This window comes from Streptomyces sp. JL2001, from assembly GCF_050917515.1.
GTDB lineage: Bacteria > Actinomycetota > Actinomycetes > Streptomycetales > Streptomycetaceae > Streptomyces.
The window spans coordinates 2,606,722-2,628,681 of sequence record NZ_CP169421.1 but is presented as its reverse complement, the minus strand read 5'-3'; the positions used below and the strand labels follow the sequence as shown (position 1 = coordinate 2,628,681).

Sequence of the window (21,960 nt, the reverse complement as noted above, 5' to 3'; positions counted from 1 at the left end):
TCCCTTGCCCTCCTTCTTCCCTTATCCCTGGAGCCACGATGGCGATCCCTCTGATCGACTCCTATCCCATGCCGGCCGAGGACGAGCTGCCGAGCAACACCGCACCCTGGACGGTCGACCCCGACCGCGCGGTGCTGCTCGTCCACGACCTGCAGAACTACTTCCTCAGCCCCTTCGGCCACGGTGGTCCGGACGAGGGCCGCCAGCCCCTGACGGACCTGATGGACCACACCGAGGCACTGCGCGGCGCGTTCGCGGAGGCCGGGGCGCCGGTCGTCTACACGGCCCAGCCCGGCGGCATGACGGACGAACAGCGCGGCCTGCTCAAGGACTTCTGGGGTGCGGGGATGACTGCCGACCCCGACCACCGGGCCATTCCCGAGCGGATCGCGCCGGCCCCCGGCGACCAGGTGTTCACCAAGTGGCGGCCCAGTGCCTTCTGCCGTACGGACCTGCTCGCCCTGCTCCGCCGCACGGGCCGCGACCAGCTGGTCATCTGCGGTGTCTACGCCCACGTCGGCATCCTGATGACGGCCCACGAGGGGTTCTCCCACGACATCCAGACCTTCGTGGTCGGCGACGCGATCGCCGACTTCTCCGCCGCCCGGCACCGCGAGACGCTGGAGTACGTCTCCTCCCGCTGCTCCGTCACCGTCTCCACCCGTGCGGTCCTCGCCGCCTTGGACGGAGGTGCGCGATGAGCGTCCACCCGCTGCTCGACCGGGTGCTCGGCGCCGAGCCGCCGCCCTTCGCCCTGCTGCACCGGCCGGGCGCCACCGGGGCCGACCGGATCGACCTGGTCGTCGGCCGGACCACCGCGCGCGAGCTGATCGCGGACATCCCGCTGCCGGCCGCGCCGGCGGCCGGCGGCGGCCCGCGCCACGAGGTCCTGGCGCTGCTGCCGTACCGGCAGATCCGCGAACGCGGCTACGCCTGCCCGGACGACGGGGCGCCGCTGCTGACGATGAGCGTCGACGACCAGGCGGTGCTGCCGTTCGACTCGGTGCTCGCGGCCCTGCCGGACGTGCCGATCGCCCTGGAGGACGCCCGGTTCGACGCCGACGACGAGGAGTACGCGGCGCGGGTGCGCCGGGTGCTCACCGAGGAGATCGGGCGGGGCGCCGGGGCGAACTTCGTCATCAAGCGGTCCTTCACCGCGCAGGTCGCCGACTGGTCGGCGGCGACCGCGCTGTCCTTCTTCCGCCGGCTGGCCGGGCGGGACCCCGGCGGCTACTGGACCTTCGTCATCCACACCGGGGACCGCACCTTCGTGGGTGCCTCCCCGGAGCGCCACATCAGCCTGGACGCGGGCCGGGTCGTGATGAACCCGATCAGCGGCACCTACCGCTATCCGGCGGACGGCCCCGACCTGGCGGGCGTGCTGGAGTTCCTCGCCGACCCGAAGGAGGCCAACGAGCTCTACATGGTGCTCGACGAGGAGCTGAAGATGATGGGCCGGGTCTGCGACCTGGGCGGCCGGGTCACCGGCCCCGCGCTGAAGCAGATGTCCCGGCTGGCCCACACCGAGTACCACATCGAGGGGCACAGCTCCCTGGACGTACGGGACATCCTCCGCGAGACCCTGTTCGCGCCCACCGTGACGGGGGGCCCGCTGGAGAGCGCCTGCGAGGTGATCAGCCGGCACGAGCCCGAGGGACGCGGCTACTACGCCGGGGTGGCCGCGCTCATCGGCCGTGACGAGCACGGCGAGCGCAGCATGGACTCGGCGATCCTCATCCGCACGGCGGAGGTCGACGCGGCCGGCCGGGTCCGTATCCCGGTCGGCGCCACCCTCGTCCGGGACTCGGACCCGGCGGGCGAGGCCGCGGAGACGCGGGCCAAGGCGGCCGGGCTCGTCGAGGCGCTGCGCTCCCCGGAGGGTGCCCCGGCGGGAGCGGGCGAGGCGGCGGGGATCGCGGCGCACCCGGAGGTGCTGCGGGCGCTGGCCGCGCGGAACGAGCCGCTGGCCGAGTTCTGGTTCCGGCCGCCGGCGGACCGCAGCCGCGCGGTGCCGGCGCTCGCCGGCCGGCGGGTGCTGGTGATCGACGCGGAGGACACCTTCACCGCGATGGCCCGTCACCTGCTGGAGGCCCAGGGGCTGCGGATCGTCGTGAAGCGTCACGACGAGGACTTCCGGCTCGACGCGCACGACCTCGTCATCGTCGGGCCCGGGCCCGGTGACCCGCGGGACGCCCACGACCCGAAGATCGCCCGGATGCGCGAGGTGACCGCCGAACTGCTCGACCGGGGCATCCCGTTCCTCTCCGTCTGCCTCGGCCACCAGGTGCTGAGCACGCTGCTCGGGCTTCCGCTCGTGCGCCACCCGATGCCGACCCAGGGACTCCAGCGCCACGTCGACTGCTTCGGCCGCACCGAACCGGTCGGCTTCTACAACACGTTCGCCGCCCACTCCGCCCGCGATCTGATCGACTGCCCGGCCCGCCCGGGGCAGGTCCGGGTCTTCCGGGAGGAGAGCGGTGAGGTGCACGCGCTGCGCGGCCCGGGCTTCGCCTCGGTCCAGTTCCACCCCGCCTCGGTGCTGACCCGGAACGGCGGTGAGCTGCTCGCCGGCCTCATCGCCGCGCTGCTCGGAGAGGTAACGGAGCTTTATCGGGACGCCGTTGTCCCCACTGCGATACCTGCATAACGTCATTACTGGTAACGGCAGTACGAGCCCGCACCGCCTCCGCCCCTCCCGCGCCCACCCAGGAAAGGACCTGCCCGATGCGCTTCGACAACATCTGGATCGCCGGCACCGGAGGCACCCTCGGTGCATCCGTGCCGGTGGACGAGGCGGTGGCCGACGGCTCCTACTCGGCCGACGCCGCCGCCAGCACCGGCATGATCAGCTACTCCCGCTCCACCGAGGCACCCCCGGAGATGGCGGTCACCGCCGGCCGCCAGGCAGTCAAGGAAGCCGGCGAGCGAGGCGCGCGGGTCGACCCCGACTCCCTCGTCCTGCACAGCCACGGCCACTTCCAGGGCATCGACATGTGGCCCGCCGCCTGCTGGATCGCCCGCGAACTGCTCGGACCCACCCTCAACAGCATGCCGATGACGGTCGCCGCCTGGTCCAACGGCTCCCTCGCCTCCCTCGACCTCGCCGCCTCCACCCTGATCGCCCGCCCGGACGTGCCCTCCGCCCTGATCACCCTCGCGGACCGCTTCGCGGAGCCCGCCAACCGCTGGTACACCTCGCCCGGCATGGTCTTCGGCGACGGCGCCGCCGCCGCGGTGGTCGCCCGCGACACCGGCCGGCTGCGCCTGCGCTCCCTGGTCAGCGAGACCGACACCGTCCTGGAGGGCCTGTCCCGCGGCGCCGAGCCCTTCCGCACCGCGCCCGGCGAGCAGCCGGACATGCGCCGCCGGACCCGCGAGTTCCTCGCCACCGGCGAGGTGTCGCTGCGCGACGTGCAGACCCGGTCGGTGGAGCGCACCCGCAGCGTCGTGGCCCGCGCCCTCGGCGAGGCGGACGTCGCCCCGGACGGCATCGACTGGCTGGTGACGCCCTTCGTCGGCCGGACCCTCCACCGCGAGAGCTTCGTACGGCACCTCGACATCGCGCCGCGGAACTCGCTGCACGAACTGGGCCTGACCATCGGTCACCTCGGCCCCTGCGACCAGCTGTACGGCCTCGACCACCTGCTGCGCAACGACCTGCTGAGCCCCGGCGACCGGATCCTCGTGATCGGCACCGGCATGGGCTTCACCTTCTCCGCCGCGGTGCTCACCGCGGACGGGATCTGAGCCGCCCGCACCACCCGTACGCCACTCCGCCCACGAAGGGACCCATCCAGATGAGCCTCGTCCGCACCCCGGCCACCGCGCCCGCCGCGACGTTCACCGGCGCGCCCGCCGCCCGGCTGCCCACCCCCGCCGAGCTCCGCGAGGAGATCCCGCTCCCGCCGCTCGCCCGCAAGACCACCCAGAGATCACGCCGGGAGATAGCGAAGATCCTCTCCGGCCAGGACGACCGCCTGCTGGTCATCTCGGGCCCGTGCTCCGTGCACGACCCGGACGCGGCCCTCACCTACGCCGAGCGGCTGTCCGCGCTCGCCGCCGAGTTCCAGGACCGCCTGCTCGTGGTCATGCGGGTGTACGTCGAGAAGCCCCGTACCCGGATCGGCTGGAAGGGCCTGCTGAGCGACCCCCGCCTCGACGGTTCGCAGGACCTGCCCAGCGGTCTGCGCCTCGCGCGCGGCCTGATGGCCCAGATCGCCGGCACCGGACTGCCGGTCGCCTGTGAGTTCCTCGACCCGCTGGTCCCGCACTACCTGTCCGACGCGGTCTCGTGGGGCTGCGTCGGCGCCCGTACCGTCCAGAGCCAGGTGCACCGCCAGGTCACCAGCGGCCTCGGCATGCCGATCGGCTTCAAGAACGCCACCGGCGGCAGCGTCGAGGACGCGGTCGACGCGATCGTCTCCGCCTCCCACCCGCACGTCTACCCGGGCATCGGCGACGACGGCCGCGCGACGGTGGTCAGCACCGGCGGCAACCCCGACGGGCACGTGGTGCTCCGCGGCGGCAGCCAGGGCCCCAACTACGGGGCTGAGCCGGTCGCCGCGGTGCTGGCCCAGCTCGCGGGCGCCGGGCTGTCCGAGCGGCTGGTCGTCGACGCGAGCCACGGCAACAGCAACAAGGACCACGAGCGCCAGCCGCTGGTCGTCTCCGACATCGCCGCCCGGATCGCCGCCGGCGAGCAGGGTGTCGCCGGCGTCATGATCGAGAGCTTCCTCGCCGCCGGGCGGCAGGACCTCCAGATCGGCCGCACGGACCTCCTCACCTACGGGCAGAGCGTCACCGACGCCTGTGTGGACTGGGCGCAGACGGCCCGGATGCTGGAGGAACTCGCCGACGCGGTCGCCGTCCGCCGCGCCGCGCAGGACCGGGCCGCCGCCTGACGGCGACCCGTCCGCCCCGCCCCGCCCTCCCGGGGACCCCCCACCACCGGGCCCCCACCGCCGCGCGCACCCCCTCCGTGCGCGGCGCCCACCGCCCGGTGTCCCCGGCCCCCCTTCTTCGCACCACCCGCACCACCCTGGCGCCCCCGGCACGCACCGCCTCCCGAAGGCGCCCCCGCGCCCGCCATCCGACGTCGTGACCATCCCGAGAGGAACCACCACCGTGGCAGTCAACACGAGCTCGACCCTGCCCCTGGCCCGCGTGCTCGACGGTGCGCGGACCGCCGCGCCGCACCGGCACACGCTCACCCTGCCCGCGCCCGCCGCGGCCCGCCCCGAGGCGTACGCGACGGCCGCGCTGGCCGCGCTCGTGCACCGCTACACGGGGGAGACGGAACTCCTGATCGGCCGGCAACGACAGCCGGACGCCTACGAGTCCGTCGCGATACGGGTGGCCGCCGACACCACGTCCGCCGGACTCGTCGAGGCCGCGGCCTCGGCCGCGGCCGACGGCTCGCAGGCCCCCTCCGGACGCCCGGCGCACGCCGCCGTCGTCATCGCCGGGACGCCCGCCGGGCCGGCCCCCGCCGCCCTGACCCTGACCGTGGACCCGGCCGGCGAGACCGTCGAACTCCACCTGGACAGCGCCGAGTTCGACGACCGGGCCGCCCTCCAGTACGCCCGCCACCTGGAGCGGGTCCTCACCGCGCTGGCCGCCGCCCCCGAGGGCACCGTCCGCGACATCGCCCTGCTCACCGACGAGGAGACCCACCGCACCCTGGTCGAGTGGAACGACACCGCGGGCCCGGTCCCCGAGCCCTTCTTCCACGAGCGGGTCGCCGAGCACGCCCGGCGCACCCCCGACGCGCTCGCCGTGATCCTGCCCGGTGCCCGGCTGACCTACCGCGAGCTCGACGAGCAGGCCAACCAGCTCGCCCACCGGCTGACCGCCCGCGGCGTGCGGCCCGGCGACCGGGTCGGCGTCTGCTTCCCGCGCAGCGCCGAGAGCCTGATCGCCCAGCTCGCCTGCTTCAAGCTCGCCTGTGCGGCGATCCTGCTGGACAGCGACTTCCCCGCCGACCGCATCCGCTACATGATCGAGGACGCCTCGGCCGCCGCCGTGCTGACCCTGGCCGCCCACGAGTCGAAGGTCGAGGGCCTCGCCCCGGTCCTCGCGCTGGACACCGACGACTGGCGCACCGAGCCGGTCACCGAGGTCAGCGAGCCCGTCGGCGCGGACGACCTGATCCACATCTGCTACACCTCCGGCTCCACCGGCGCCCCCAAGGCCGTCATGGTCCGCTTCGGCGCCGCCCGCAACCTGATCCACAGCATGAGCGAGCTGTGCGGTATGAGCAGCGCCTCCCAGGGCACCTGGCTGGCCGCCCCCGGCTACGGCATGATCGAGGTCGAGTGCTTCCCGGTGCTCGCCGTCGGCGGCACCGTGCACATCCCCGACGTCTCCGTGGTCGCCTCCGAGTACCGCCTCCAGGAGTGGTTCCTGCGCGAGGGCATCACCACCACCCTGCTGATGAAGCCGATGGCCGAGCGGCTCTGGCGCCTGGAGTGGCCCGAGGACACCCCGCTGGAGAACATCCGCGTCTGCGGCGAGCGCATCCAGTCCTGGCCGCCGGCCGGGCTGCCGTTCCGGCTGATCAACCTCTACGGCTCCGCCGAGGCGACCGTCGTCGCCAGCTGCGACATCAGCGAGCTGGGCGAGCAGCTCGGCGAGGAGGGCCGCGCCCGCCGGCTGCCGCCGATCGGCCGCCCCACCACGAACGTCACCATCTACGTGCTCGACGAGGACCTCCGCCCGCTCCCGCCCGGCCTGGTCGGCGAGCTCTGCATCGCCGGCGTCAGCCTGTCCGCGGGCTACCTCGGCCGCCCGGAGGCCACCGCCGAGAAGTGGATCACCAACCCCATCGACCCGGCCCGGCACCCGATCATGTACCGCACCGGCGACCTCGCCCGGTACTGGCCGGACGGCAGCATCGAGATCGTCGGCCGCACCGACAACCAGGTGAAGGTGCGCGGCAACCGCGTCCACCTCGGGGAGATCGAGGTCGTCCTGACCACGCTCCCCGGCGTCCAGCAGGCCGCCGTCCTGGCCCGCCAGGACGGACAGGGCGACGTGCAGCTGACCGCCTACATCGAGCCCGACACCGGCGCGACGCCGTCGGTGCGCGACATCCGCCGCGGCCTCGGCCGGCGGCTGCCGTCCTTCATGGTCCCCGCGGCCTACGTCGTCGGCGGGCTGCCCACCAGCACCAACGGCAAGATCGACCGCGCCGCGCTGCCCGAGCCGCCGCGCTCCCGCCCGGACGTCGACACCGCCTACCAGGCCCCGGCCGGCCCGCTGGAGGAGTCGCTGCACGCGCTGTGGACCAAGGTGCTGGAGCTGGACGGGGTCGGCGTGCTCGACAACTTCTTCGACCTGGGCGGCGACTCGCTGCGGGCCGCCCGGCTGACCGAACTGGTCCGCGAGGAGCACGGGGTGGAACTGGAGCTGGTCGACCTCTTCGACGAGCCGACCGTGGAGAAGATGGCCGCCCTCGTCGGCCGGACGACCGCGGCCGCCTGAACCGCCGCCCCGGCCGGCCCGCCGCGCCCGCAGAACGGTGGCCCCCACGTCGTCCGTGGGGGCCACCGCCGTACGCGCCGCCGAGCGGCGCGTGGTGCGACGCGGGTCAGCGGAGAGGGGTCATGCGCCCAGCATCTCCAGGTAGTGCTCGTTGTACATGATGCCCAGGACGTTGCCGAAGGGGTCGGTCACGGACGCGGTCACGAAGCCGGGGCCGTACTCGGTCAGCGGCGTGTACGGGGTGGCGCCCATCGAGAGCAGGCGTTCGAGGGTGCCCTCCACGTCGTCGACATGCCAGTGGCTGATCGCGCCGCCGGGTGTCTCCGGCAGCCCCGGGGGAGCGTAACGCCGGTCGATCAGGCCGAGTTCGGTCTGGTGGTCACCGACCCTGAACTCGTAGTAGGCGGCGGGCTTCCCGTCGCCGGGGCGCTCGAAGTACGGCTCGACGCCCAGCAGTTCCGCGTACCACGTCTTGGCTGCTTCCACATCGTCCGCATAGAAGTTGACGGTGGCAAGTCCTCGCAGCATGGGGTGGTTCCTTCCTTCGTTCCGTAACCGTGACCATCCTCCGCCCTAAAGCGCTCACCAAGTGAGCACTTTACGAGAGAAGCTGGGGACATGCGCGCTGACCGACTCGTCGCCGCCCTCCTGCTGCTGCAGCGACGGGGCCGCGTGACCGCCGCCGAGCTGGCGGCGGAGCTCGAGGTGTCCGTGGCCACCGCCCGCCGCGATCTGGAGGCGATGTCGGCCGCCGGCATCCCGGTCTACCCCCAGCCCGGCCGCGGGGGAGGGTGGGCGCTCGTCGGTGGGGCGCGCACCGATCTCAGCGGCCTGTCGGCCACCGAGGCCGAGGCGTTGTTCCTGCTCGTGGGCCCTGCCGCGGCCGTCTCCGGCGACGCCAAGGCGGCCCTGCGCAAGCTGCTGCGGGCCCTGCCGCAGACCTTCCGCGCCGACGCCGAGGCCGCCGCGGACGCGACCATGGTCGACCCCACCCCGTGGGGCGAGCGCGACCGCCGGCGTCCCGAGATGGTCGACCGGCTCCAGGCCGCCGTGATCCACCGGCGCCGGGTCAGGCTGACCTACACGAACGGAGTACGCGAGACGACCGATCGGACCGTCGATCCGTGGGGTCTGGTCGACAAGGACGACACCTGGTACCTCGTCGCCGGCACCGAGCGGGGCCGGCGCACCTTCCGGGTCGACCGGATAGGCGCCGCCGAGCAGACCGGCGAACCGGCCGAGCGGCCCGACGACTTCACGCTCGCCGCGGCCTGGCAGGAGGTCGTCGGCGACGTGGAGGAGCGGCGCTCGCGCACCTGGGCGACCGTCCTGGTCGAGGAGCGGTACCTGGCCGTCCTGCGCGATCGCTTCGGCCGCCACTGCCACCCGGACGGCACGCACGCCGACGGGCGGGCCCGGGTCCGGCTCGCCGCGCCCACGCCGTTGGACGTGGCCCGGAACCTGGCCGGCTGGGGAGCACTCGTCGAGGTGCTCGAACCCGTCACCGTGCAGAACGAACTGGCGCGGATAGGAGCCGAGTTGGCCGGCAGGTACGCCGCCGTGGCCCGCTGAGGCAAAGGACCGCCGCCCCCCGGCGTTCGGGGAGCGGCGGTCGTGGGGTGCGGGGCACCCTCGGGGGGTGTCGACGGTCATACCCCCTCGGCCACCGCGAGCGCCGCCTGCGGGGCGTCGGTGAACGAGGTCGAGCCGTGCAGCCAGTCCACGGCGTCGCGCAGCCCGTCGGGGGTGAGGCCGGCGAGCAGGGCGTTGCGCGCCTCCCGTCCGGCGCCCGCGGCGTGGTAGAGCCGCTCGCCCATCAGGCGCGCGGTCAGGGTCGTCCGGGAGGTCCGGCCGCGCCGCAGGACGTTGTACTCGGTCAGCCGCGCCGGCAGCTCCCACGGCTCGCAGCGCAGCAGCCCGCCCAGTACCACCGCGTCCTCCAGGGCCATGCAGGCGCCCTGGGCCGCGTACTGGAGCATCGGGTGCGCGGCGTCGCCGAGCAGGGCCACCCGGCCGTCGGTCCAGCCGTCCACCGGGTCGCGGTCGCAGAGGACCCAGATCCGCCAGTCCCGGCCCAGCTCCAGCAGCCGGCGGGCCTCCCCGCAGAGTCCGGGGAACTCGTCCAGGACCCGGGCGCGTTCGGCCGGGGCGCCGGTGATCTCCTCGGCGGCCCCGTCGTCGCGGGTGGCGGCCAGGTTGAGGAACGCGCCGCCGCCGATCGGGTAGTGCACGAAGTGCCAGCCGGGCCCGGCCCAGAGCGTCACGGACTTCGACCGCAGCTCCTCGGGGACCTCGGCCATCGGGATCACGGACCGGTAGATGGTGTGGCCCGAGATGCGCGGCCCGCCGTCGCCGACCAGCTGCGCCCGTACCGCCGACCGCAGTCCGTCGGCGCCGAGCAGCACGTCCGCGGCGAAGCGGCGTCCGCCGGCGGTCAGCGCCGTCACCCGGTCGCGTGCCTGGCGGTAGCCGGCCACCCGGTGGCCGCTCAGCAGCCGCACACCGGCCTCGCGGCAGCCGTCGAGCAGGGCCCGGTGCAGATCGCCGCGGTGGACCACGGCGTACGGGCCGCCGAACCGGGCCTGGTAGGACCCGGTCAGCTCCATGGCGGCGACGTTCTCCCCCGACGTGCCGTCCAGGAACCGCAGTTCGTCGATGAAGTCGGCCCGCTCGGCCACCCGGTCCCGCACACCCAGCGCGCCGAGGGCGTGGAAGGCGTTGGGCGCCAGCTGGATGCCCGCGCCGATCTCGGAGAACTCCGGCCGGCCCTCCAGGACCGTCACCCGGTGGCCGGCCCGGGCCTGCGCGAGAGCGGCGGCGAGCCCGCCGATGCCCCCGCCCGCGACGAGTACGTGTGTCATCGCCTGCTCCTCTCGTGATGCTCGCATGCTCGTGAACGCTCAGGACGCCCCGATCGCGATGCGGCGGCCGGCCCCGTCGTCCGGGGCCGGCCGCCGGCATCGGCAGCGGGGACCTACTTGGCCGCGGCCGTGGCGCCGGTCGCGGCGACCGGGGCCTTCTTCTCCCCGCCGGCGGCGGGAGCGGCGTGCGCGGCCGACGCGACGGCCGTGCGCCGCAGGCCGAGGACCGAGACCACGACGATGGCCGCGGAGATGGCGGTGGTGAACCAGAAGGCGTTCTGGAACCCGCTCACCGGGATCTTGGCGACGGTGCCGTGGACGACACCCGCGACGGCCACGCCGAGGGCGAGGCAGAGGCCGACGCCCAGCTGGCGGCTGGAGTTGAAGAGGCCGGAGGCCAGACCCATCTGCGGGCCGCTGACACCGCTGGTGCCGGCGATGGCCGTGGAGATCATCATGACCGTGACGCCGAGACCGATCAGGACACCGCCGGGCAGCACGCCGAGCGCGTAGGAGCTGTCCGCCGTGACCTGGGCGAGGAGGCCCGAGCCCAGGGCCAGCAGCACACCGCCGATGATCAGCACGGTGCGGGCGCCGAGCTTGTGGGTGAGCTTGACGACCGGGAGGCTCGCCAGGAAGACCACGAACGCCTGCGGGAAGAAGCCCATGCTCGCCTTGAGCGCGGAGTAGCCCAGCACCTGCTGCATGTACATGGTGATGAAGAAGGTGGACACCGACATCACGCCACCGGACAGGAAGGCGATCCCGTTGCCCGAGGACAGCGCGCGGTTACGGAAGATCGACAGCGGCACGAGCGGCTCGGAGACCTTGGTCTGGACGACCAGGAAGGCGAGCAGCAGGACCGCGCCGCCGATCAGCGAGGAGAGCACCGTCGTGGAGCCCCAGCCGCGGTCGGAGGCCATCGTCAGGCCGTAGGTGAGGGCGCACATCGCCGAGGTGACCAGGATCGCGCCGGGCAGGTCGAGCTTCGAGGAGCGGGTGGCGCGGTGGTCGGCGGTGAGCCGGCGGGCGGCCAGGGCGACGAGCACGATGCCGACGGGGACGTTGACCAGCATGACCGCGCGCCAGGTCAGGTACTCGGTGAGCAGACCGCCGGCCACGACACCGCCGGTGAAGCCGGCCGAGGAGACCGCGCCGAAGATGCCCATCGCCTTCACGCGCTCGGGGCCCTCGGGGAAGCCGCCGGCGATCATCGCGAGGACGGCGGGGGAGACGGCCGCGGCCGACAGGCCCTGCACCGCGCGCGCCAGGACGAGCAGCCACGGCTCGGTGGCGATACCGCCGACCAGGGACGCGAGGGTGAAGATGCCGAGCCCCGCGACGAACATCCGCTTGCGGCCGAAGACGTCACCGGCGCGGCCGCCCAGGAGCAGGAAGCCGCCGTAGAAGAGCGCGTAGGCGCCGACGACCCACTGCAGACCGCTGGCCGTGAAGCCGAGGTCGCGCTGCATGGCGCCCAGCGCCACGTTCACGATGGCGAAGTCGAGGACGAGCATGAACTGTGCGGAGCACAGCAGGAGGAGCGGCGGCCGTGCGGCGGCCGTGCCGTTGGTGCTGGTCATGAGTTTCCTTTCACGGGGAGAGAAACATGAGCGGGGGATACCGGCGAAAGTGGTTGGCCGGTAGGGTCTGCGGGATGACGGAACCCAAGCGCGTGCGACAGCCCGGCGACCGTGAGGTGGCCCCCGGCCGGCTCGCCCTGGTGCAGTCCTTCGTCAACAGCGTCAACGTCGAGTTCGGACCGGACGAGTTCGCCTCCGTCGAGGGGCTGACGGGGTGGATGGAGCGGCACGGATTCCCCACGGGCGCCCGCGCCGTCACCGAGTCCGACCGCCGGGAGACGGTCGAGGTACGGGAGGCGCTGCGCGCCCTCATGCGGGAGAACAACGGCGCGGAGCCCGACCCCGCGGCGCGGGCCGCCGTCGAACGGCTCGCCGCCGACTGCCCGTTGGTCCTGGCCTTCGACGAGACCGGAACCCCCGGACTGCGTCCGGCCGGCACCGGCACGCGGGGCATGATCGGCGGCGTCCTCGCCGTCGTCGTGGAGGCGGGCGGCGACGGTTCCTGGCAACGGCTGAAGGCCTGTCACGAGCACCGGTGCGAGTGGGCCTTCTACGACCGGGCCCGCAACCGCAGCGGCCGCTGGTGCTCCATGGCCGTCTGCGGCACCCGTTCCAAGATGCAGACCTACCGCCAGGGGCTCCGCACGCCGGCCGCTGCCCGCTGACAGCAGCGCCGCCACGGACCGCACGGCGTCCGCCGACCGTAAGGCGCCCGCCGGACTCTCGGCGACCGGGGCCGTCACGGCGCGTACTCCTTGCCGAGCAGCAGCCGCGCCACGGTCAGCTTGGTGGCCGCCGCGGTGCCGTCCGCGAGCTGGAGGCCGATGACGTCCCGCAGCCGCTGGGCGACCGGGCCGTCCTCGCTCCACCCGAGGTGGCCCATGGTCAGCAGCGCCTGGTGCACGGCCTCCACGGCCGCCTTCGGCGCCCACCACTTGGCCATGTTCGACGGGATCCGGGGATCCTCGCCGCGGTCCGCGTTGCCCAGCGCCTCGAAGGAGACGAGCCGGGCGGCGTGCAGCAGCGTCGTGTGCTCGACCAGCGGGAACACCACCGACTGGAAACGGCTGATGGGCTGACCGAACGCGGTGCGCCCCGACGCGTGGGCGTACGCCTCGGCCAGGGCCGCGTCGCCGACCGCGATCGCCATCAGCGCGATGTACGCGCGGGAGACCGCGAAGCCGCGCATCACGGCGGTGAAGCCGCCGCCGGGCTCCCCGACCAGGTCCTCCGGCCCGACCCGCAGGCCGTCGAAGACCAGCCGGCCGCGTCCGCCGGAGCGGCAGCCGAGGTCGGACAGCCGCTCCTTGCGCACCCGGTCGCCGTCCAGCCGCGTGTAGAAGGCGCTGATGCCGTGCGCGCCCTCGCCGCCGGTGCGGGCGAAGACCAGCGCGTGCGTCGCGTAGGCGGTGACCATGATCGAGGTCTTCTCGCCGGTGAGCACCCATCCGTCGCCGTCGGGCTCGGCACGCATCTCGATGCCCGCCGCGTCCGTGCCGTGGCCGGCCTCGGTCAGCGCGAGCGCCACCACCGCCTCGCCGCGGGCGATCGGCGGCAGCCAGCGCTCCAGCTGCTCCGCGTCCCCGTTCGAGGCCAGCACCCCGCCGATCAGCGCGGCGTTGAGCACCGGGAAGCAGACCGACAGATCGGCCGCCGCGAGCTTCTCCAGGGCGATGCCGGCGCTGACGGCGTCCAGACCGAGCCCGCCGTACTCCCGCGGCACCCGCAGCGCGAAGAGGCCGGCCGCCGCCATGTCCTCGATCAGACCCGGGCGGTACTCTCCGCGCCGGTCGTTCTCCTGACGGTACGGAGCGATCCTCTCGGCGGCGAACTCCTCGGTCCGCTTGGCCAGTTCCTCCTGCTGGGCGGTGAAGGCGTGGTTCATGAGGCCGTGCGTCCTTCCTGGGCCCGAAGCCGGTCCCGCAGCGCGAATTTCTGGATCTTTCCGGAGGGGGTGCGCGGCAGCGCCGGCACCAGTTCCAGCCGCTCGGGCCAGTACGTACGGGCCATGCCGAGGCCGGCCAGGTGGGTGCGGACGTCCTCCAGGTCGGGGGCGGCGCCCTGGGTGACCAGGAAGGCGCAGGCACGCTCGCCGAGCCGGGCGTCCGGGTAGCCGACCACCGCGACGTCCTTGACCGAGCGGTGGCGCAGCAGGGCGCCCTCGACCTCCACCACGGGGATGTTCTCGGCGCCCCGCATGATCACGTCCTTGACCCGGCCCGTGATCCGTATCCCGCCGTGGCCGTCGTCCCGGGCCAGGTCGCCCGTGTCGAACCAGCCGTCGGCGGTCACACAGGCGTCGTAGACCTCCTGGCGCCGGAAGTAGCCCAGGCACTGGGCGGAGCCGCGCACCTGGAGGAGCCCGGCCGTGCCCGGCTCCACCGGCTCGCCGTTCCTGCCGGCGACCCGCACCTCCATGCCGGGCACGGTGGTGCCGTCGCTCTCGGCGGCGCGCAGCGCCGGCTGCTCGGGCCGGGTGACGGTGACGCAGCCGTTCTCCGTCATGCCCCACAGCGCGTACACCCGGCAGCCGAGCACCTCGCGCGCGTCCTCCACGAGCAGCGGCGCTATCGGCGCGCTGCCGGTGGCGAAGCTGTGCAGGGCCGACAGGTCGTGCGGGTCCTCGCGCTGGGCGTCGATCAGGTCGGAGAGGAACGTCGGGGCGCCCATGAAGAAGCTGACCCGCTGCTGCTGCAGGACGCGCAGCATCTGGCGCGGGTCCCACCGGTCCACCTGCACGGCGGTCGCGCCGAGCAGCAGCGGCATCACGAAGTTCCAGGTGAAGCCGGCCTGGTGGGTGGTGGGCGAGCCCATCGCGGTGACCTCGTCCGAGGTCAGCCCGAGCACGTCGGCCTGCGCGCGGTTCATCGAGTACAGGGTGTTGTGGCTGTGCACGACCCCCTTCGGCTCGCCGGTGGTGCCGGAGGTGAACATGATCTGGGCGGGGTCGTCGGGACCGGCCTCGATCGCGTCCAGCGAGGCGAGCAGCTCCGGCTCCGGCTCCGGCCCGTACAGGTCGGTCGCGAAGTCCAGTGCGCCGGCCGCCAGGTCGTCGGCGCTCGCGCCGAGCAGCACCCGGTGGCGCAGGGTCGGAACGGCGCCGGCGACCTCCGCGCTCATCTCCCCGTAGGAGAAGCCGCGCACCTCGGAGGCGCCGATGTAGACGGGGCTCTCGGTGAGCCGGGTCATGAACTCCACCTCGCGGCGACGCATGACCGGGACCACGGGGCCGGCGGTCGCGCCGACCCGTGCGGCGGCCAGACAGAGCGCCACCAGCTCCCAGGAGTTGGGCAGCTGCAGGGTCACCACGTCGCCGCGGCGCACTCCCAGGCGCAGCAGGCCGACCGCGAGACGGTCGACGCGGCGGGCCAGTTCGGCGTAGCCGACGGTCGAGTACGCGGCCCCCTGGTAGCAGACCAGGGCGGTACGGTCCGGCCGTTCACGGGCCCAGCGGCGCAGGTCGTGCAGCACCGTCTCGTCCCGCCACCAGCCTTCGGCGCGGTAGGTGTCGGCGGCGGTCAACGGGTCCCTCCCGAGCGGGATTCGAGCGAGGCGCGGGCGCGGTCGGCGATCGCCCGCGCGCTCACCCCGCCGCGTTCGAGCAGGTAGCGCTGGCTTCCGGCGACGGGGACGAACTCGTCCGGCAGCGCCATCCGGTGCACCCGCACCGGACGCACGGCGCTGAGCGCCTCGGCGACCGCCGAACCGAACCCGCCGGAGCTCCAGTGCTCCTCCACGGTGATCACCGTGTCGCGCACCCCGAGCGAGCTGAGCAGGGCCGGGGTGTCCAGCGGCTTGACGGTGTGCAGCTGCAGCACGTTCGCCGTGATGCCCTCGCACTCCAGCAGGTCGGCGGCCTCCAGGGCGGCGAGCGTCGGGTAGGGCCCACACGCGGCCAGGGTGACGTCGGTGCCGTGCCGCAGCTGCTGGGCCTTGCCGATCCGCGGCGACGGGCCGGCGGGCAGGTCGGGGGTGGCGCCCCGGCCGAGCCGGAAGTAGACGGGGCCGCCCAGGGTGAGCGCCTGGCGCAGCAGCTCCTCGGTGGAGGCGGCGTCGCCCGGGACCACCACGGTCATGTGGGGCAGCGCCCGCATCACCGCGAGGTCCTCCAGGGCGTGGTGGGTCGGGCCGAGGTGGCCGGCCGACACCCCGGAGTGGGTGGCGGCGATCAGCACGGGCAGGTTGCCCATCGCGATGTCGATCTTCACGGCCTCGATCGCGCGGGAGGAGGCGAACGCGGCCATGGTGTTGACCAGCGGGATGCGTCCTTCCCGGGCGAGGCCGGCGGCCGTGCCCATCAGGGTGTGCTCGGCGATGCCGAGGTTGAGGTAGCGGTCGGCGGCGGTGCCGAAGTCCACCCCGCCGAACAGTCCGGTGTCGCTGTCCAGGACGACCAGCCGCGGCTCGCCGGGGAGCAGTTCGGCCACGGTGTCGCGGTAGACCTCGCGGGCGGCGCGGGCCGGCGCGGGGGCGAGTGCCGTGCTCATCGGTGGTCACCGCCCGTCGAGGCGCGGACCGCGTTGAGCGCCCGCAGGTGCTGGCGGCCGCTGAGCCGCGCGTAGTGGCTGCGCGCCTGGCCCTCCACGAAGGGGACACCCTTGCCCTTGACGGTGTGGGCGATGATCACGGTGGGGGACTGCGGGTCGGCCGGCAGGGTCAGTGCCTGGGTGAGGGCCTCGGCGTCGTGGCCGTCGACCTCCAGGACCCGCCAGCCGAAGGCCTTCCAGCGGTCGGCCAGCGGCTCCAGCGAGTTGACGGTCTCGGTGCCGCCGGTGATCTGGAGCCCGTTGCGGTCGATGATCGCGGTGAGGCTGTTCAGCCGGTGCGCGGAGGCGACCGAGGCGGCCTCCCAGACGGAGCCCTCCTGGAGCTCGCCGTCGCCCATCACCACGAAGCCGCGCCGGTCGGAGCCGTCGAGCCGGTTGGCCAGCGCGTAGCCGACGCCGAGGGCGAGGCCGTGGCCGAGCGAGCCGGAGGCGATCTCGACCCCGGGGATCTCGGGGTGCGGGTGGGCCATGAGGTGGCTGCCGGGCCGGGCGTACTCGTCGAGGGCCTCGGCCGGGAAGTAGCCGGCCTCGCACAGCGTGGCGAACAGGGCGATGCCGCCGTGGCCCTTGCTGAGCAGCAGGACGTCGCGCTCGGGCAGGCCGGGGAACTGCGGGTCGTGCCGCATCACCCGGAAGTAGAGGACGGAGAGGATCTCGACGAGCGACATCGATCCGCCCAGGTGGCCGCCCTCGGGGCCGGCGCACATGGCGACGATGTGCTCCCTGATCCGGCCGGTGATCCCGGCCAGCTCCGCCGCGTCGGGGCCGTGCGCGTCGAGGCCGGTGACGTCGGAGCCGGTGATGTCGGTGCGGGCGGGTGCGCCCCGCAGCAGAGGCGGGCTGCTCATGGCTGGGTCCTTTCGGCTGGTACGTGGGCGGCTGCAGGTGCGGGGCCGTGGGACGTGCGGGCGGCCTCGTCGGGAGGCGGCCGGTGGTGCGGGCGCCACGGAGGCGGCCGGTGGTGCGGGGCGGCCTCGTCGGGAGGCGGCCGTCTCGGTTGTCCAGGAGGGTCAGTTGGGGTGCAGGCCGGTGAACTCGAGACCGCGCTCCTCGGGCTCCCCGAAGCGCACGTTCATGCACTGCACCGCGTTGCCCGCGCCGCCCTTGACGAGGTTGTCCAGCGCCGCGATCACCGTGACCGTGGAGGCGCCGCGGTCCAGGGCGAAGCCGATGTCGCAGAAGTTGGAGCCGGAGAGGATCTTGGCGTCCGGGAAGCGGTGGAGACCGCGGCGGGCGGCGACGATCCGCATGAACGGCTCGTCGGCGTAGCGCGACCGGTAGGCGGAGCGGATGGCCCGCTCGTCGACCCCGTCGGCGAGGGTCGCCCGGCTGAGCAGCTGGACGCCGCGGACGGCCTCCACACCGGTCGCGGACATCCGCACCGTGTGCCCGGTGGCCTGGGCGATCTCCGCCTCGTGCCGGTGCCGGGTGGGGGCGAACACCCGCAGGGCACCGCTGCGTTCGGCGTGCAGGTTCTCCGCGCCCGCCTTCGCCCCCGAGCCGCTGGAGCCGGTACGGGCGTCCACCGTGATGTCACCCGTGATGAGCCCGGCCTCGGCCAGCGGGACCAGCGAGAGGATGCCGGCGGCGGCCATGCAGCCGGGTACGGATATCCGGTCCGCGGTGCGCAGCGCCGCGCGGTGGTGCTCCGGCAGCCCCTGAACGAAGGAGGGGATGAGTCCCGGTGCCTCGTGCGGGGTGCCGTAGTAGTCCTCGTAGGCGTCGGTGTCCCGCAGCCGGAAGTCGCCCGACAGGTCGATGACGACCCCGGCCTTCTCCAGGAACTCCGGCATCCGGCGCATCGTCTCGCGGTGCGGGGTCGCCAGGAACAGCACGTCGCAGCGCGGGAGTTGCTCCTCCGAGGAGAATGTCAGCTTGGTGCGGTGACGCAGATTGGGGTGGACGCCGTCGATCTGGCGTCCCTGGAGAGTGCGGGAGGTGGCGGCGACCAGGTCGACCTGCGGGTGGTTGACGAGCAGCCGGAGCAGCTCCCCGCCGATGTAGCCGGCCGCTCCCAGCACTGCTGCGCGGATCATGACTCTGCCTCTGCCTTCGCTGTCAGGAGGGCGGCGACGGTCTCCGCCACATCGAGGTCCGTTCCGTACGTCGACTGCAGGCCCTTGAACTCGACCCGGTCGTTGACCTCCAGGACGGTGAGCCGGCCGCCCGGCTCCTCCAGGAGGTCCACCCCGGCGATGGAGGCGCCGACGGTGCGTGCCGCGGCCACCGCGAGGGCGCTGAGGTCGGGCTCCAGCGGGCAGCGTTCGCTGACCGCGCCGCGGGCCACGTTGGTCCGCCAGTCCTCGCTCCTGCGGTACGTCGCCCCGACCGCCCGGTCGCCCACGACGAGGACCCGGATGTCCCGGTCCGCCTTGGCGATCTCGCGCTGGACGTAGACGATGTGCGACTGCGGGGAGGGCAGGGCGGCGAGGTGTTCCAGGACGGCCTCGGCCATCGCGCGGTCGGTGACCCGGGTCACCAGCCGCCCCCACGAACCCACCAGGGGCTTGATCACCGCGGGGTAGCCCAGTTCCTCGAGCGCCTTGAGCGCCGCGTCCGGAGTCAGGGCGAGCGTGGTGTCCGGGGTCGGCAGGCCCCCGGCGACCAGGGCCGCCGAGGTCTGCCACTTGTCCCCGCAGACGGCCGTGGCCGCCGCGGAGTTGAGCACGGTCACGCCCGCCGACTCCAGCGCGGACGCCGCGTACAGGGCCCGGTAGTGGCCCACCTCGCGGTTGAGCACGATCTGCGGGCCGTCCCAGGGCGTTCCGGCCCGGACCGACAGAGTGCGGGGGTCGATCTGTTCACATGCGACGCCGCGCCTCTCCAGCGCGGTCAGGATGTTCTTCTCCTCGAACCGCACCCGGGAGGCGAGGACACCGAAGCGCGCTGCCGCAGAGCTCATCAGGGACATCTCCTTGTCGTCTACTGGTCGGGACGGCCGGCCCTTACTCGCCCCAGTCCTCCTCGACCTCGGGGGCCAGGGTCAGCCGCGGCGGCTCGACGGACTCGATTTCGAGTTCCAGCCGGCATTCCGGGCACTCGACGATTTCGCTGACACGGGCATCCGCACCCAGCGACACCTCGGCGTCGCACTCGGGGCACTCGGGAGCGACAAGAGTTTCCTGCATGGCGATTTCCTCAATTCTTCCGGCGGGTTGGTGAATCGGGAATTACTGTAGTCGCGCAATTCCGGTGTTTCGGCGGGCTCCAATGAAGGATCTGGATCGGAACCGAGGCCGATGCTTATGGGACGGAAGCGGCCAGGGGGTGGAAGCGGGGAAGGACGGGAGTGGGCCGTCAGGCGGCGGCCGTCGCCAGGGCGGGGGAGTGGTCGTCGGCCGGACCGTCGGCCCGCGGCGGGGTACGGGACCCGGCCTCGGTGCCGTGCTCGGCCCCGGCGTCCGCCGAGACCAGGGGGTAGCCCCGCAGGGCCTGCCGGAACGCCTTCTCGGCGATCCCGGTGAACTCGTCCGGCACGGCGCCGGACGCCAGCGCCATCGTCACCGGCAGCGGCTCCGGCGGCGCCGGCAGCCCGGGACGCACCGTCGGGGTCAGCCCCCACAGCTCGTCCCCGTTCGCGATCAGGCAGGTCATGCCGAGACCCGCCTTGGCGGCCGAGCGCAGTCCGATCAGCTCACTGCTCTCGTACGCGACCCGCCACTCGACGTCCGAGGCGTCGAGCGCCTCGCGGACCCGGCCGCGCAGGGTGCAGGGCTCGGGGAAGAGCGCCAGCGGCAGGGCGTCGCGTTCGCCGTGGGCCGGCCGGCCGAACCAGGCCATCCGCATCCGGCCCAGCTCCCGGTTGTCGGTGCCGGCCGTCGGCGGATCGGCCTGGAGCAGCAGCGCCGCGTCCAGCTGGCCACTGGTCAGCTGGACCGCGAGCTCCTCGCTCGACCCGGTCCGTACGCTCAGCTGGGCGTGCGGCATGCCCCGGTTCAGCAGTCGGAGGAACTCCGGCAGCACCTCGCCGAGCTGGCTCGTCACGCCGATCGACAGCATGATCTGGCCGGACTGCGGGATGAACCGGTCGACCGCCTCGTCGTTGAGCGCCACCATGCGGCGGGCGTAGCGCAGGAGTTCCTCGCCACGCGGGCTGAGCCGCAGGTTGCGCCCGGTCGAGGCGAACACCGGGCTCCGTATGAGGCCGCTCAGCTGTCGTATCTGCTGGCTGACGGCGGGCTGGGTGATGTGCAGTGACTCCGCCGCCCTCCGGAAGCCGCCGAGCTCGACGACGGCCACCAGAGTCCTCAGTCTGTTTATCTGCAAGTCGTGATGCATTCTCCCACCCACATCGTCGAAGGACGTTCCGTGAAGTCTGCGGCTCAGCCTAGGACCGCGGCTTTCAGCCGCGCCATGGATGTGGTCACGGACCCGATGTGACATCGTCATGCCGCTGGTGTGCGGCGCTCAAGAAGGGGGAATCACCCCATCTTATTCGAGCCATAAACACCCGCCATCGGTTTACTCCCCCCGATTTGCCGCGGCTGCCTAATGTGAATGGCCACCGAACATTTCACCGAAATCCTGGGGAGACATCATGCTGGCAGCCACCGCCGATTCCGCAGTGCAGCAGGGAGTCCAGATACAGCTCGCCGACCCGGCCCTGGCCACCCGCAGCCCGGGCGAGGAGTTCGCCTGGTCGGTCCGCACCGCCGGCGCGCAGCAGGACCACACGGTCCCCTTCCGCGCCCATCTCCCGGCCGTCTTCCCGCTGTTCGCGACCCGGCCGCGCTACGCCGTCCGCCACCTGCTGAAGACCGCCTCCGTCGCCGACGCGCCGGTGACCTTCGTGCACGAGCCGCCGGCCGCCCGCCTGGCCGCCGCCGGCACCTCGTACCAGTCCACCCCCGAGGGCGCGTTCGCGCCCCGGCTGGAGCAGGCCGAGCTCACCGACCTGAAGGTGCGCGTGCCGCTGCCCGCCGGACTCCTCGACGAGCCGGCCCTGCTGGCCTCCTTCGTCGACTACCGGGTGCTCGTCCGGCTCTCCGTCGTCGAGAACGAGACGCTGCTGCACGGGAGCGCCGACAAGACGATCGGCGGCCTGCTGAACCTCCCGGAGATCCGCCGGGGCACCCTCGGCGACGACGTGTACGCCGCCATCACCGAGGCCGCGGCCGAGGTCGAGGAGACCGGCGGCTCGTGCGACGGGATCGTCGTCCACCCCTTCACCTACTGGGAGCTCGTCCGGACCGGCGTGCTCGGGCAGCTGGGCGCGGCGGGCATCACCGTCTCGCGCACCCGCATGATCCCGCGCGGCCAGATCCTGCTCGGCGACTTCCGGGCCGCCGTCACCCTCCTCGTCCCGGGCGTCGCCTCGCTGTCGCTGCTCCGCGGCGCCGGCCCGGACGGCACCGACGTCATCGAGGCGAGCAGCCGCATCGGCCTCGCCGTCCACCTGCCGCAGCACTTCCTGCTGCTGACCCGCGACTGACCGCGCCTGACGCGCCCTCGCGGGCGACCGCGACGGCCGCACCCAGAAGGGACCCC

At 73.4% G+C, this 21,960-nt stretch carries 19 protein-coding genes; 8 read left to right on the top strand and 11 right to left on the bottom strand.

Features of this window, described 5'->3' with window-relative positions:
• Positions 1-38 precede the first annotated feature (38 nt).
• The 5 genes from ACE1OA_RS11420 (at position 39) to ACE1OA_RS11400 (ending at position 7,482) form a co-directional block, all read left to right on the top strand.
• The gene (locus ACE1OA_RS11420; protein ID WP_356608713.1) at positions 39-701 is read left to right on the top strand and encodes an isochorismatase family protein; all 663 of its coding nucleotides are present in this window, start codon (positions 39-41) and stop codon (positions 699-701) included.
• A complete protein-coding gene (locus ACE1OA_RS11415) occupies positions 698-2,647 on the top strand; it encodes an anthranilate synthase family protein (RefSeq protein ID WP_432752731.1) in 1,950 nt (649 codons plus the stop codon). Before ACE1OA_RS11420 ends, ACE1OA_RS11415 begins: the two co-directional genes overlap by 4 nt.
• 77 nt (positions 2,648-2,724) lie before the next feature.
• Positions 2,725-3,747, top strand: coding sequence for a 3-oxoacyl-[acyl-carrier-protein] synthase III C-terminal domain-containing protein (locus tag ACE1OA_RS11410; RefSeq protein WP_356608709.1), 1,023 nt, complete (start codon positions 2,725-2,727; stop codon positions 3,745-3,747).
• 50 nt (positions 3,748-3,797) lie between these two features.
• Positions 3,798-4,901 carry a 3-deoxy-7-phosphoheptulonate synthase gene (locus ACE1OA_RS11405; protein WP_432752730.1) on the top strand — a complete coding sequence of 368 codons (1,104 nt, stop codon included), beginning with the start codon at positions 3,798-3,800 and terminating at the stop codon, positions 4,899-4,901.
• Between the two features lie 223 nt (positions 4,902-5,124).
• Positions 5,125-7,482: a non-ribosomal peptide synthetase gene (locus tag ACE1OA_RS11400; RefSeq protein ID WP_432752729.1), complete on the top strand. Its 2,358-nt coding sequence runs from the start codon at positions 5,125-5,127 to the stop codon at positions 7,480-7,482.
• A gap of 120 nt (positions 7,483-7,602) precedes the next feature.
• Here ACE1OA_RS11400 and ACE1OA_RS11395 read toward each other — a convergent pair whose 3' ends face one another.
• Positions 7,603-8,010 carry a VOC family protein gene (locus ACE1OA_RS11395; RefSeq protein WP_147981592.1) on the bottom strand — a complete coding sequence of 136 codons (408 nt, stop codon included), beginning with the start codon at positions 8,008-8,010 and terminating at the stop codon, positions 7,603-7,605.
• 90 nt (positions 8,011-8,100) lie between these two features.
• Here ACE1OA_RS11395 and ACE1OA_RS11390 point away from each other — a divergent pair, with 90 nt between their 5' ends.
• Complete coding sequence (locus tag ACE1OA_RS11390) at positions 8,101-9,054, top strand: helix-turn-helix transcriptional regulator (RefSeq protein ID WP_386542289.1); 954 nt, start codon at positions 8,101-8,103, stop codon at positions 9,052-9,054.
• A gap of 77 nt (positions 9,055-9,131) precedes the next feature.
• On the opposite strand, the gene ACE1OA_RS11385 is transcribed toward ACE1OA_RS11390, so the two are convergent.
• Together ACE1OA_RS11385 and ACE1OA_RS11380 are read right to left on the bottom strand one after the other, a co-directional pair.
• Positions 9,132-10,343 carry an FAD-dependent monooxygenase gene (locus tag ACE1OA_RS11385; protein WP_432752728.1) on the bottom strand — a complete coding sequence of 404 codons (1,212 nt, stop codon included), beginning with the start codon at positions 10,341-10,343 and terminating at the stop codon, positions 9,132-9,134.
• A 113-nt stretch (positions 10,344-10,456) separates the two neighbouring features.
• Positions 10,457-11,926, bottom strand: a complete 1,470-nt coding sequence (locus tag ACE1OA_RS11380; protein ID WP_356608700.1) for an MFS transporter — start codon at positions 11,924-11,926, stop codon at positions 10,457-10,459.
• 74 nt (positions 11,927-12,000) lie between these two features.
• Between ACE1OA_RS11380 and ACE1OA_RS11375 the strand changes: the two genes are divergently transcribed.
• The gene (locus ACE1OA_RS11375) at positions 12,001-12,591 is read left to right on the top strand and encodes a CGNR zinc finger domain-containing protein (protein ID WP_386542288.1); all 591 of its coding nucleotides are present in this window, start codon (positions 12,001-12,003) and stop codon (positions 12,589-12,591) included.
• Positions 12,592-12,665: 74 nt separating this feature from the next.
• Here the strand turns inward: ACE1OA_RS11375 and ACE1OA_RS11370 are convergent, their stop codons facing one another.
• From ACE1OA_RS11370 to ACE1OA_RS11335, 8 genes are all read right to left on the bottom strand, one after another.
• Positions 12,666-13,811, bottom strand: coding sequence for an acyl-CoA dehydrogenase family protein (locus ACE1OA_RS11370; protein ID WP_356608696.1), 1,146 nt, complete (start codon positions 13,809-13,811; stop codon positions 12,666-12,668).
• Positions 13,808-15,448, bottom strand: coding sequence for an AMP-binding protein (locus ACE1OA_RS11365; RefSeq protein ID WP_384869515.1), 1,641 nt, complete (start codon positions 15,446-15,448; stop codon positions 13,808-13,810). The genes ACE1OA_RS11370 and ACE1OA_RS11365 overlap by 4 nt, the downstream gene beginning before the upstream one ends.
• Positions 15,445-16,413, bottom strand: a complete 969-nt coding sequence (locus tag ACE1OA_RS11360; RefSeq protein WP_356608692.1) for a transketolase family protein — start codon at positions 16,411-16,413, stop codon at positions 15,445-15,447. Before ACE1OA_RS11360 ends, ACE1OA_RS11365 begins: the two co-directional genes overlap by 4 nt.
• Entirely contained in the window at positions 16,410-17,180 is a 771-nt protein-coding gene (locus ACE1OA_RS11355; RefSeq protein WP_384869530.1) for a transketolase, read from the bottom strand. The genes ACE1OA_RS11360 and ACE1OA_RS11355 overlap by 4 nt, the downstream gene beginning before the upstream one ends.
• A 303-nt stretch (positions 17,181-17,483) precedes the next feature.
• Complete coding sequence (gene argC, locus ACE1OA_RS11350; protein WP_356608688.1) at positions 17,484-18,509, bottom strand: N-acetyl-gamma-glutamyl-phosphate reductase; 1,026 nt, start codon at positions 18,507-18,509, stop codon at positions 17,484-17,486.
• Positions 18,506-19,375 carry a RimK family alpha-L-glutamate ligase gene (locus ACE1OA_RS11345; protein WP_356608686.1) on the bottom strand — a complete coding sequence of 290 codons (870 nt, stop codon included), beginning with the start codon at positions 19,373-19,375 and terminating at the stop codon, positions 18,506-18,508. Before ACE1OA_RS11345 ends, argC begins: the two co-directional genes overlap by 4 nt.
• Before the next feature lie 43 nt (positions 19,376-19,418).
• Positions 19,419-19,601 (bottom strand): lysine biosynthesis protein LysW, encoded by a 183-nt coding sequence (gene lysW, locus ACE1OA_RS11340; protein WP_147981582.1) that lies wholly within the window; start codon positions 19,599-19,601, stop codon positions 19,419-19,421.
• A gap of 169 nt (positions 19,602-19,770) precedes the next feature.
• Entirely contained in the window at positions 19,771-20,751 is a 981-nt protein-coding gene (locus ACE1OA_RS11335; protein ID WP_356608684.1) for a LysR substrate-binding domain-containing protein, read from the bottom strand.
• Positions 20,752-21,010: 259 nt separating this feature from the next.
• On the opposite strand from ACE1OA_RS11335, the gene ACE1OA_RS11330 reads away from it, so the two are divergent.
• The gene (locus ACE1OA_RS11330) at positions 21,011-21,904 is read left to right on the top strand and encodes a family 3 encapsulin nanocompartment shell protein (RefSeq protein ID WP_356608682.1); all 894 of its coding nucleotides are present in this window, start codon (positions 21,011-21,013) and stop codon (positions 21,902-21,904) included.
• Positions 21,905-21,960: the final 56 nt, after the last annotated feature.